Genomic DNA, 12,114 nt, shown 5'->3' on the forward strand with positions numbered 1-12,114 from the left:
CAACAAACCTAGAAGTGAAATGGTCGAAATACAGCATCGGAGCAGATATGAAAAAAAGGCTTAAACTAGCGCCATTCTGGTTTGTCCCCAATTAATTTCTGACTGAAATGACGCTAAAACAATCTGATGGTAGTCGAAGACTATTATATCCATAAATCGACTATAGATACTTACCTGCCGGAGTAATAAGAGAGAAATTGGTGGGCTATTAATGCTGTGCCTTTAAGCGGAAAGTATGAGAGAAACAGAAATGTGAAACCTAGCAATTAAGAAAAAACGTTGTCTGTGCCTGATTAATTTGACAAAGATATGCGCTTAAAAACAGATAAAGACTTAGAGAAGGGAAAGGAACAGCTTCAGCGCAAACTCGGCGAACTGGCAAATGGTGTTGAGTTTCCTGAAAAAGAGTTTCTTGGTGTAATATGAATGCTGGACATGTTAGAACCAAACGTATAAAGAAAAATGTAATTGGCTCTTTTCTTGTGAAAAGTGTCAGCATTGTAACAGGATTTATTTTAGTCCCCGTTACAATTGAATTTGTTGGTACAGCCGAGTATGGGCTTTGGTTAACTGTTGCCTCCTTTTTAATGTGGTTTGGGTTCTTTGAAATTGGTTTAGGTAACGGTTTACGTAATAAACTCGCCATAGCTTTGGCAAACAGCGATTACGATTTAGGGAGAAGGTATATAAGTACAACATATGCATTAATAGCGATAATCTTTGGGGCGTTACTTCTTGTTTATCACTTAATTACTCCTTTAATAAATTGGAACGCAGTCTTAAATTCTGATCTTGATGCATCTGTTCTGAGTAGTTTAACCACCATCGTTTTCACTTTTTTCTTAATCCGTTTTATCGTTAAACTTATAGGGGTAATACTTGTTGCTGATCAACAACCAGCGTTGTCAAATATGTTGGGGCCAATTGGTAATGTCATTGCTCTGTTAATTATATTGTTGGTTAAGGGTAATGTGCAAAATCCATTACTTTTTCTATCATTTTTAATGTCTGCAATGCCTGTATTTGTGATGATACTAGCCTCAATTTTTTTCTTTGGTGGGAAATACAAAAGGCTAGCGCCATCTATCAGGTATGTTGATTTTAAGTATTCCAGAGAACTGATGTCTCTTGGAGTACAATTTTTTTTATTACAATGCTTTACACTGGTATTATTTCAAAGCACTAACTTTTTAATAATTCATTTTTTTGGACCAGAAGAAGTTGTGTCATATAATATTGCTTTTAAATATTTTAGCGTTCTCAATATGGTTTTTACAATGATGAATGCACCATATTGGTCTGCATACACAGAAGCGTGGGAAAAAAATGACATTCAATGGATTAAGAATGCTATCAATTCGAAATTAAAGATTTTTGCTGTTTTTATAATCGGATATAGCATAATGACAATTTTCTCAGATGCATTTTTCCGAATTTGGATTGGTAGTGATAGGATGGAAAATTTGCATATTGGTTGGTCATTGAAGATAGCACTTGTTTGCAATTTTGCAGTATTGTCTTTCGGTAGAATATTTATTTTGTTTACTAATGGAGTAGGTAAATTAAAAGTGCAGATTCTATCCCTCTTGCTTGGTGCGCTATTATTTATCCCTTTGGTGTATTTTTTTGTAAAGATATTGCATATGGGAATAGAAGGAATTGTGGTCGCATCAATTTGTGCAAATTTCTACTCTTTGATTATAGCTCCGGTTCAGTACATGATGATAATAAGTGGGAGGGCAGATGGGGTCTGGAATAAGTAGAATTGTTAGAAATTTAAACCCTGTAAGAATTAAAGCATTATATAAAAGACGATGTCAGTATAAAGAATTTGGTGAGCCGACCCTTAAGCTTGGACTTTACTCAGAATTTATTAACACAAAGATCGGTAAGTTTAATTGTTTAGGTCCTAACCTGCGGTTCAAGAATGTATTTATTGATTCACATTCGTATGTAAATTATAACACAAAAATTCAGTTCTGTTCTGTAGGAAAATTTTGCTCTATAGGCGCTAATGTTTTAATATCAATAGGAGAACATCCGACAAATCTTATATCTAGTCATCCTGCGTTTTATACAAATTCTAAGAAATTTAAATGTTTTGCCGATAAAGGATATATCGAGGAGTATAAGGAAGTTGAGATTGAAAATGATGTGTGGATAGGTGAAGGCGTCACTATTATGGGAGGTGTTAAAGTTGGTAATGGTGCAATTGTAGGGACAAAAGCATTAGTTACGAAAGATGTACCACCTTATACGATCGTAGGGGGCGTTCCAGCGAAAGTGATTAGAAAAAGATTTTCAGATGATAAAATTGAATTTTTATTACAGAGCGAGTGGTGGAATAACTCGGAAGATTGGTTCCAGAAAAATTGGAGGGCTTTCTTGGAAAATGATATTTCTGTTTTGCAAAAGAGCACTTGTTTAGTTGATAAGCATAGACATGAATTGGATTAATTACTTGTTTTGAATTTGTATCTTTCTGGAACTAACTAAATATCTTGAATATGTCAAACCATGGCTTGAAGAAGAGATCACTTGAGAGGATAGATTATTTCTATTTCTTTGTTGTTGTAATTTATGCAGCGATGGCTGTTCCTGCTACCAAAAGTATGGTCCGGCCTTGGAATGGAGGGGTAATTGAATATCTCATCCCGTGGGGCACTACCATATTTATGGTATTGAGACATAGAATCCGATTTGATAACGTTATTCTTTTAAAAGTTATTGGGATTTATATGTTTTGGGTGCTCTTGCAAACTATTAAAATTGATCAGTTTTATGATGGTAGTATACTGTTTTTATTGAATATTATTATATCTTATATTTTGATCAAAATTTATGGTGTAACAATGTTCTCTTTATATGAGAAAATTGTCACGCATTTAAGCGTTGTTGCAATAATTGGCTGGGTTTTACAAGTTATTATTCCAGGTTCGTTTACTGAAGTAATGAAAGCCACCAGTATACATGATTTTCCATCATATAATACTATTATAGCCAATAATATCTTTTTCTCATTGTCTAGTTATCATCAATATGGCGGATATGAATATTTTTTACCACGCAATTCAGGTTTTTCCTGGGAGCCCGGTAGGTATGCAGCTATGGTTGTCTTCGCTTTGTATTTCAATTTAATGAAGCAAAGCAGAAAGGCAAAAGACATCCTCAGTTTTTGGGTGTTGTTCTTAGCTCTTCTAACTACCCAATCGACTACAGGCTATGCTGCATTAGTGGTTCTGTTAGTCTATTTTCTAAAAAAATATAAAAACCCTATCATTAAAATCTTATCATCATATGTGGTTTTTATTCCTCTACTTGTAGTGATTATTGTTGCACCTTTCATGTTGGAAAAAATATCAGCAGGATTATCTGTTGAAAGTGAGTTGGCAAGACTTACAGAAATTGCTCAAAATAGAACTCAGGGTGATCGAGTTGTGGTTCCACAGCGTTTTGTGAGTTTGTATTTGAACTGGATGAATATAAAGGAGTCTCCAATACTTGGGTATGGAATAGATAGTGCAAATTCGTTCGTTAAAACTCAAATATCTCCATTCCTTTCGCCTACAGGAGGTAGTTTGAGAATCTTTGCGCAATTTGGATTGTTGTTGGGTGCAATAGTATATTTTCAACTGTATAAGAGTTCAGTCTTCTTCTCAAAATATTATAAATATAAAGGGAATTGGTGTTTCTTTTTTGTTTTTTCAGTGCTGTCTGTGAGTTACTCCTTTTGGATGGTTCCAATTTATATGTCTTTATGGATGTTCACCTTATTTTACAATAAAAATGATATATTGAAAGATTATGCCTGCTAAAGCTAAGGTTTTGTATATTGTCTCTGCTGGTCATTCTGGCTCTACTCTCTTAGATTTGATTTGTGGAACTTTACCTGGTGTTTTTAGTATGGGTGAAACACATTTCTTGTCATGGCAACTTAAACAAGGGGAGATAAAAAATGATCCTCAATCTTATTGTTCTTGTGGGCAGTATTTTGATAAGTGCCACTTCTGGTACCCCATTTTACGCGAATTTACTGAAGATTTAAGATCTGATATATTTGCTAATCCTGAGAAAAGTGATTTTTCTTTAAATAGGGGGATAATTAGAGGAAAACGATATGTCCAGCATAGATATCTCAATGCCCTATTTAGCAGGTCTATGAGGTTTAGAGTACTGCGACCGTTAAAGAATATCATTTTTTGGGTATATAGAGAAAGAGTTAAAAATGTTTGGAAACTTTATGATAGAGTCGCTGCAAAATCAGGTTGCCAATTTGTAGTAGATTCCTCTAAAGACATAAATAGAGCGTTTTTATTAAAAATGTATCGTCCTTCTGATGTGCAAATTTTGGTGTTGAAGCGTGATGTAAGAGGGGTCGCATCTTCAAGTCATTATGGTTTGACAGATGAAATGGTAAAAGAGAGGACAAAACGTTGGGTCGAATTTTATTATAAAAAGTTGCCAGAATATTTTGTGCAGTTATCAGAGCAAGAAATTTATGAGGTGAATTATGAAAAATTGTGTTCAGATTATAATGGAGTGAGAGCAGATATTTTTGCTTTTTTAAAGCTTGAGCCAACTTTATTGAAACCAATTGAAAGTATAGCACCATACAAATATCATACTGTTCAAGGGAACCCTATGCGTCTTGCAAAGGAAGATTTGAATATAAAATATGATGAGAGGTGGAAGCAAAGGCTGAAAGAAAATCAAGTTAGGTGGATTAGCCAATATTGCGAAAATAATATATAGTTGTTTAACATTGATAGATTGATTATAAACCTTTAATAAGGTTGTTGAAAATAAATGATGATTATATCCAGTGAGTCATTTGAGGGTAGGTATTTCTTTGCACAAAAGTGCGTGAAGAGAGTGTTTGGTCGTATTTGTTCAGTGGAGAGAAAGCTAGTAATATTTAGAAAGATAATCGGCAACAAGATGTCATTTTTTAGGAAAAATGATATTTTAACTTCATTATATATAATGAGATAATTTGAAAACGTGCTACAGGGAAAAGCTAGTGGCTTGTTTTATATCTATCAATGTAATACTCTCAATAGATTATGATTGCAAAGGAAAAAGTGTTGCCTCCATATGAAAACAAATAATGAATATCACGTCACCTATGTTGGGACAAATAATTTCCCTAAAGGATTAGCAACAGTTCAACGTCAAACGTTAATTGCAAAAGGATTGATTACTAATGAAGTACAATGTATTGTTTTAAGCAGATTTAATACATCCACCGAAAAAAACAGGCTAGGAAAAGGGACTATTGAAGGTGTTGAATTTATAACATGTTCTCCACTTTTATACCGCCACAAGAGTGTTTTGGTAAGAAACTTAAATAAGTTTGCCGGTTTCGTTATCGAGTCGTTATATATAATTCGATTTAAAAAGAAAGGTGTCACTAATGTTTTGTTGAGTACAAGAACATCATTTATTAGAACCTGCTACTATAGAGTTTTAAGTTGGTTGTTGGGGATGATTTATGTTGTTGACATTAACGAGCATTTGTCAGGGGTAAGAGGCCTCCCCATAAGTGTACGGCTAAATCACTTTTTGTTTGAGAAATCAGTTTTGTATTTAGTGGACCAGCTTATTGTAATAAGTGAATATTTAGAAAAACATTATAAGTCTAGGACCCAAAAACCGATAATTAAAATACCGGTAATTTGTGATGTTGATTTTATTAAAGAAGTAAAGACTAAGTCACTCTCTAATGAATATGTGTTGTATTGCAGCTCTGCTGCTTATCTTGAAAGTATTCAATTTACAATAGACTGTTTCAAACAATCTCAGATAAAACAGGATTTGGTTCTTATTATTTCAGGTGATAAGAAAAACATCCAACGCATAGTAAAATATATTGAAAGATTAGGGCTAAGTGATGTGGTTAAGGTTTACAGCAATTTAGAATACGAGAAATTAATTCAAATGTATAAAAGTGCGAAAGCGCTTATTTTGCCATTACCCGAAACAGAGCAACATGAAGCTCGCTTTCCTCATAAATTAGGTGAATTTGCTGCATCTGAAGTTCCTGTTATTGTAAATGATTGGGGGGAGGTACGGAATTATTTCTCACAAGAGAATGCTTATATAGTTCCTCGCTATTCTGTGGAAGCCTTTGCAAAATGTTTGCGAAATGCCATGGAAAAAAACTCAGTAAATACGGGTGCTAGGGCTCTAGCTGTCGCGACGGAATATTTTGATTATAAAATGATAGGAAGAAAAGTTTCAATATTTTTTGAGAAGAGGTGATGCATAACAACTATCAATAGCTGTAAGCACGAATGTTGAACCCGAATCAATATGCTGTTACTTAGGGAAAAATATTGGAGACGATACGAGATTTGTGTTTTTCATAAGCGTGAAAAATACAAATCTTATAAGAATTGGAAGTAAAATAAAAAAGTGCCTCCATCAAGAAACGGTTGACGAAGGAAAATATATGACAAAAATGAAAATATTATTCTTTATAGCAAGTCTTAATCCTGGAGGGAAAGAACGCCGATTAGCTGAGTTGATTTATTTTTTAAGGATTAATACTCAGTTTGATATTCAGCTTGTTTTAATCGAATCAGCCATACATTATGAATACCTATATGATTTAAATATTAAAATAGAAATACTGGGTCGTAATCATATTAAAAAGGATCCTTCACTGTTTTTCCGTTTACATAATATTATTAAAAAATATGACCCTGATATTATCCATTCGTGGGGGATTGAGCCGTCTTTCCTGCTCATCCCAACCAAGCTTATTACAAAAAAAACAATGGTTTCTAATTTGGTTTCCGATGCCAAACCAAAACTTGGCAGGTTTTCTTTACGAAAGATGGCATTTATGGCAGCTTGTCACTATACTGATATGATTTTAGCCAATTCTAAGGCAGGATTGAGGGCCTACCGGGTACCAAAGAAAAAATCCAGATTAATATATAATGGCGTTAGATTAGATAGATTTGATCATTATTCAGATCCTCGGAAAACGAAAGAAGAACTGGAATTAGTAGGCTCCTCTTATATAGTCATGATGGTTGCTAGAGCCCATACTAATAAGGATTATGATTTGCTGTTAGATCTGGCGAAGCATGTCAAAAATGTTCGAGGCGATATAACCTTTATTGGTGTAGGTGAAGGGGTAGAGATGGAACGGTTAAAGGGGCGAGTGAAAACAGAAGAGATCAATAATATGCTATTTTTAGGTAAACGGCAAGATGTAGAAAAACTAATCTCAGCAGCAGATGTTACTGTTTTGTTTACTAATTGTGAGGAGCATGGTGAGGGGATTTCTAATTCAATCATAGAATATATGGCATTGGGAAAGCCTGTAATTACCACTGATGTTATTGGCGGTTCGGAGGAAATAATAGAAGACGGTCAGACTGGTTTTATTGTTGAAAATGATATTGGTATTATAACAACTCATTTGTTCCGCTTGCTTGATGATGATAAAAGCCGAAAGGAAATGGGAGAAAAGGCAAGGCGTGTAATAAAAGATCGTTTCTCTATAAATAGAATGGGTGATGAGCTTATTGAGTTATATAGAACCATCTTGTGATCTCATTGCTGGATTAGTAATTAACTCCATAAATTATATAATCTCATATTAGAGGTTAAAGCCTGGCGTAATACATGATAAAGATTGCCATAGTACCGGGATTTAAAGATGATACGTTTTCAAGCATTGAGAAAATGTATATTGGCCTTGACCGGTATCTCAAAGACAAGAAGTTAATGAAGTTGGTTTGGGTAGTTGAAAAGGTTCCAGGAGGAAAGAACCCGATATTTGTCCAGAAATTAATAGAAAACAATGGTGAAGTTTGTTTTTGTAGCACTGGACTATTTGGTAAGTTTCTAACGTTGTACAAAATTTTCAGAACGCATAAAATTGATGTAGTTTGGACGCATTTTGGAGCTATACGGTATTTTGCGCAAATAGTTGGGAAAATAGCAGGTTGTAAAACAGTGTTAAATGTTCATGGTGAATATTTAGCTGAATGGAGAAAAGGGCAAAAAATAAAACAATTACTTTGTAAGATATGTATTGATAATTATATTGGTGTATCTGAATTTGTATTGAAGCCCTTTGAGGTTTATGGCAATACATATTTACTACACAATGCAATTAACTTATGTGGTTCTGAATTTATAAATGAAGAGGAACTTAATGGTTTTAGAGAGCAGTATGGTATTCCTAAAAATAAACAAATAATAACCATGGTTTCAGCCTTCCGAAAAGAAAAAAGACATCGTTTGATGATTGAAATATTTTCTAAGATATTGAGTCAATATGACAATGTCTTGCTGTTTTTAGCCGGTGATGGTGAAACAAGATCAGAAATTCATGAATTGATCAAAGAACGGGATATAGCACATTCTGTAATAATGAGTGGGCACATTTCAAATGTAAATTTACTTTACGCCGTTTCTGATATTTTAGTACTACCTTCAGAAAATGAGCCTTTTGGGATGGTTTTGCTAGAGGCCATGTATAATAAATTACCAGTAGTCGCTTCAAAGAGTGGAGGAGTGCCAGAATTTATTGTTAATGGACTCGAAGGCTTACTTATTGATAAAGACAATGAGTCTTCTGCTTTTGTATCAAATTTAATCGGGTTGTTAGAACAGGATAAGCTGAGACAGGAAATAGGGCAGAACGCTCGAAAAAAAGTTGCCAGATCTTATAACATCGATTTGTGGTTTGAAAAACAAACAAAAATACTGGAACAAATCACAAAAAATTAACTAAAGATCAACGTTTAGGCGGTGGTTATAGAAAAAATAGAGGGCTGTGTTGGCAAAAAACATTTTATATATACTGGGATGTGGTAGAAGCGGGAGCACATTGCTCGGTTTTGTTCTGGGTAACGGAAATGGTTTTATTGATCTAGGAGAGGTCGTGGACTTTTGGCGGTTTAAAGGCAGACCAAATGGTTTTTCTCCGGACAGTGCAAACTATAAATTCTGGAGCAAAATATTAACAAAAGTAGAAAGAGAAACTGGTGATGAAGGCCTTGTGAATTTAAGAAAGGCATATGAAATAGTTGGAAAGCACAATTACTTTCCTTTTTTATTTTTCTCCTTAAGAAAGAATAAACGAGAATTAGAGTGTTATCAAAAAGGAATCTGTGCTCTTTATGATGCTATTTTAAATCAGAGCGGTGGGGTGCAGATCGTTGATAGTTCAAAGTTCCCAATTCATCTTTTACACCTTCTCAAAACCGGATACCGCAAAAAAATAGACACTCTTTTTTTAATAAGAAACCCTGTCGCACTATATCGGGCTTTTAACAAAAATGAGCAGTCTCACAAAAAAGATATATTTTCTTTTTTAGCATATTACTTTGGCGTTAACATAATGGCCATGTTGGTTTTAAGTTCTTATCGGATAAAGTATACATATATCTCTTTTGAGCAGTTATTGAAGGATCCAGAGGTGATATTGAAAAATGTAGAAGAAAGGGTTGGTTGCGATTTGAGTGTTGCGCGTAAAAAAATTCAAGATCAACAACCACTTGAAAGAGGTTTTATTTTTAATGGCAATAGGATGCGCATTAGCGAGAAAGTTGTGTTTAGGCAAAATGAAAAATGAATTACTGGTTCTAACCGCCGCGATTGTAGAAGTATGTCATCTTTTCTTATTATAAAAAAGAAAATTACTATTTTGTTTTGTTGGAGTATAACTGGCCATGACTAACAGGCCTAATCGCTGACCGACATTTGGAAGATCAATGTTATTTCGAGTCAGATTTATGATATAATCTATTTAGGGAAATATTACATTGAAGTATTTTGCGAAAATATTAATGGTTGGGACCTCACCTGGTACTTGTGGAGGTATATCGACGGTAGTGAGAGGGTATTTAGATTCCTCTCTGTTAGAAAATTATAAAATCAATTATGTTTCTACACATTGTGACGGTTCTCCATGTAGTAAGGTGAAAATTGCGTTTTGTGGCTTTGTGATTTTTATTACTAGGTTGTTTTTTGATAGACCTGATATCATTCATATACATGCTGCTTCTCGTGCCAGTTTTTATCGAAAGATACCGTTCGTCATTCTTTCAAGATTGTTCAGGGTACCTCTTGTTTATCATCAGCACGGTGCCGAATTTATGGTTTTTTTTCGTGATGAGTGTAACCCATTGCGGAAATGGCTTATTCGGTGTGTACTACGTCAGGCTGATGTGATAATTGCTCTTTCCATGAGTTGGAAGGAGAATCTTCACACTATTTGTCATGATCTTCCAGTTGAAATTCTGCCTAACGCTGTCCCACTTCCCAAGTTTACAGTCAGAGAAAACATAACAGTGCCTACTATTCTGTTTATGGGGCGAATTGGTGAAAGAAAAGGTGTTCCAGAATTGATTGATGCCGTTGAGATAATAAGCCGAGAATATACAAAATTTCATTTATTGCTTGGAGGTGATGGTGATGTTGATAAATGGAGAGAAGAGAGCAGGCGGCGTGGCCTGAATGAGATAGTTTCTTTTTTAGGTTGGGTTGCCGGAAAGGAAAAAGAAAAAATGTTCCAGAGCGCTGATATTTGCGTTCTGCCTTCACACAACGAGGGATTACCAATGTTTGTTCTTGAGGCTAATTCTTATGGCAAGCCTGTGGTTGCAACTGATGTTGGTGGGGTAGCCGATGCTATAGTTGATAATCTGAATGGCTATCTTATTCAGCCTAATGACGTAGAAATGTTGGCAGTTCGCTTAAAACAATTGATTGTTGATAATGATTTGAGGTTGACTATGGGGGCCGCAGCCAGAAAAATTGCGGAAGAAGAATTTGATATAAAAAAAATTGTTGAAAAGCTTAGTTTGATATACTCGAAGATGTTATGTGAATAACCAATTTGGTTATTTATTTCTTTATCTGATTACCCCTAAAACTCATTACGCAAAGTTTTTCTTAAGGGTAGTCACTACTTGATACCCATGGCAGGTCATAATTCCCTTGATAACCTTCACAATGAGAAATGACATGCCAAGAAACAAGGTTCAATTTCAAAAAAAGGCCTCAGTTTGAAGATTTTTCTAGATATATACGGCAAAGAGGAGCAGTGCAGAGATAAACTCTTCAAAACCCGCTGGCCAATGAACTTTATGTGTCCCCGATGCGGCCATGCCAAATACTACCTTGTATCGACAATAAATCTTTATAAATGTCGTGGCTGTCGATACCAGTGTTCGCTTACAAACGACACAATCTTTGCTTCTTCAAAAATCCCACTTACTAGTTGGTTTCTTGGCATTTTATTTATCACCCAATCCAAAGAGGGGATATCAGCTCTCAAGTTTAGGCGATCGCTTGGGATCTCTGTCTACGCTGCTATGAAAATGAAGCATAAACTACAGCACGTTATGAAAATCGCCGATGACAGTCTCGCTCTAGAAGGCTTGATTGAACTAGATGCGCTTATTGGGGTGGTAAGTGATCCGTTGACAAGCGTGGAAGCGGAGCACTAGGTAAAACCCCAATTCTTGCAGCTATAGCACTGAATGAAAAAGACCATCCGATTCATATGCGGATGAGCAAAGTAAAATGCTTTTCTTCCTTGGAAGTCAGCAAATGGTTATTGAAGCATATTCACCACGAAGGTGTTGTCATCAGTGACAAATTCATTCTGTTACGGAGAGTTGCTGACAACGTTGTTTTTCACTGAGTTATCAACACAAGCAAGACCTATGATAACCCAGACAACAAGATCTTCCACTGGGTCAACACCATGATCGGTAACGTCAAAAAAGCCATACATGGCACACATCACGCCGTGACTCCAAAACATTCGCACGTTATTAGGCTGTGTTCTGTTTTCGTCTAAATAACCTTTTTTGCATGGCCACCATGGTGGACACCCTTATTAGGTATTCTGCAGTCGCTGGTCCAGTACCTCAACGTAATTAAAGTTTGCTGAGGATGAGGGGTAAACAGATTCATTTTTATAGAAGAATATAATACACCTAGTAATAAATATAGAACAGTTAGTATATCTTAAAACCATACATTACAGAGCAACATGCAAGTACTGCGTATGAATTGGCACGCTGTCTATATTCGAGAGGTGGGTAAGTTAACAATCCTTATGCTTTTACGGAGTCAGAT

Annotated in this window: 10 protein-coding genes and 1 pseudogene; 10 read left to right on the top strand and 1 reads right to left on the bottom strand. The window is 35.2% G+C overall.

The genetic code is table 11. The annotated features are described in order from the left end of the window. Positions 1–422: 422 nt before the first annotated feature. From ACN5NT_RS18850 to ACN5NT_RS18895, 10 genes and pseudogenes are all read left to right on the top strand, one after another. Positions 423–1,763, top strand: a complete 1,341-nt coding sequence (locus ACN5NT_RS18850) for a lipopolysaccharide biosynthesis protein (RefSeq protein WP_419176470.1) — start codon at positions 423–425, stop codon at positions 1,761–1,763. Positions 1,764–2,139: 376 nt separating this feature from the next. After that, positions 2,140–2,329 (top strand): annotated as a pseudogene (locus ACN5NT_RS18855) (chloramphenicol acetyltransferase); the annotation flags it as partial. A gap of 193 nt (positions 2,330–2,522) precedes the next feature. After that, a complete protein-coding gene (locus ACN5NT_RS18860; RefSeq protein ID WP_419176471.1) occupies positions 2,523–3,815 on the top strand; it encodes an O-antigen ligase family protein in 1,293 nt (430 codons plus the stop codon). Beyond that, complete coding sequence (locus ACN5NT_RS18865) at positions 3,805–4,752, top strand: hypothetical protein (RefSeq protein WP_419176472.1); 948 nt, start codon at positions 3,805–3,807, stop codon at positions 4,750–4,752. Before ACN5NT_RS18860 ends, ACN5NT_RS18865 begins: the two co-directional genes overlap by 11 nt. Before the next feature lie 342 nt (positions 4,753–5,094). Further along, positions 5,095–6,261 (top strand): glycosyltransferase, encoded by a 1,167-nt coding sequence (locus ACN5NT_RS18870; RefSeq protein ID WP_419176473.1) that lies wholly within the window; start codon positions 5,095–5,097, stop codon positions 6,259–6,261. A gap of 190 nt (positions 6,262–6,451) precedes the next feature. Beyond that, the gene (locus tag ACN5NT_RS18875; protein ID WP_419176474.1) at positions 6,452–7,564 is read left to right on the top strand and encodes a glycosyltransferase; all 1,113 of its coding nucleotides are present in this window, start codon (positions 6,452–6,454) and stop codon (positions 7,562–7,564) included. Positions 7,565–7,638: 74 nt separating this feature from the next. Further along, positions 7,639–8,751, top strand: a complete 1,113-nt coding sequence (locus ACN5NT_RS18880) for a glycosyltransferase family 4 protein (RefSeq protein WP_419176475.1) — start codon at positions 7,639–7,641, stop codon at positions 8,749–8,751. Positions 8,752–8,800: 49 nt separating this feature from the next. Next, the gene (locus tag ACN5NT_RS18885) at positions 8,801–9,598 is read left to right on the top strand and encodes a hypothetical protein (protein WP_419176476.1); all 798 of its coding nucleotides are present in this window, start codon (positions 8,801–8,803) and stop codon (positions 9,596–9,598) included. Between the two features lie 346 nt (positions 9,599–9,944). After that, positions 9,945–10,859: a glycosyltransferase gene (locus tag ACN5NT_RS18890; protein ID WP_419176477.1), complete on the top strand. Its 915-nt coding sequence runs from the start codon at positions 9,945–9,947 to the stop codon at positions 10,857–10,859. Between the two features lie 174 nt (positions 10,860–11,033). After that, positions 11,034–11,477, top strand: coding sequence for a transposase (locus tag ACN5NT_RS18895; RefSeq protein ID WP_419176478.1), 444 nt, complete (start codon positions 11,034–11,036; stop codon positions 11,475–11,477). A gap of 161 nt (positions 11,478–11,638) precedes the next feature. On the opposite strand, the gene ACN5NT_RS18900 is transcribed toward ACN5NT_RS18895, so the two are convergent. Then, a complete protein-coding gene (locus ACN5NT_RS18900; protein WP_419176479.1) occupies positions 11,639–11,797 on the bottom strand; it encodes a hypothetical protein in 159 nt (52 codons plus the stop codon). Positions 11,798–12,114 lie beyond the last annotated feature (317 nt).

The sequence above is a fragment of the Desulfosediminicola sp. genome (assembly GCF_048381775.1).
Taxonomy (GTDB): Bacteria; Desulfobacterota; Desulfobulbia; order Desulfobulbales; family Desulfocapsaceae; genus Desulfopila; species Desulfopila ganghwensis.

What these genes read in the sequence shown, in the direction of transcription:
- ACN5NT_RS18865 (WP_419176472.1), top strand. Translation starts at nt 3,805, where the DNA reads ATGCCTGCTAAAGCTAAGGTTTTGTATATTGTCTCTGCTGGTCATTCT.
- ACN5NT_RS18850 (WP_419176470.1), top strand. Translation starts at nt 423, where the DNA reads ATGAATGCTGGACATGTTAGAACCAAACGTATAAAGAAAAATGTAATT.
- ACN5NT_RS18900 (WP_419176479.1), bottom strand. Translation starts at nt 11,797, where the DNA reads ATGTTTTGGAGTCACGGCGTGATGTGTGCCATGTATGGCTTTTTTGAC.
- ACN5NT_RS18875 (WP_419176474.1), top strand. Translation starts at nt 6,452, where the DNA reads ATGACAAAAATGAAAATATTATTCTTTATAGCAAGTCTTAATCCTGGA.
- ACN5NT_RS18870 (WP_419176473.1), top strand. Translation starts at nt 5,095, where the DNA reads ATGAAAACAAATAATGAATATCACGTCACCTATGTTGGGACAAATAAT.
- ACN5NT_RS18880 (WP_419176475.1), top strand. Translation starts at nt 7,639, where the DNA reads ATGATAAAGATTGCCATAGTACCGGGATTTAAAGATGATACGTTTTCA.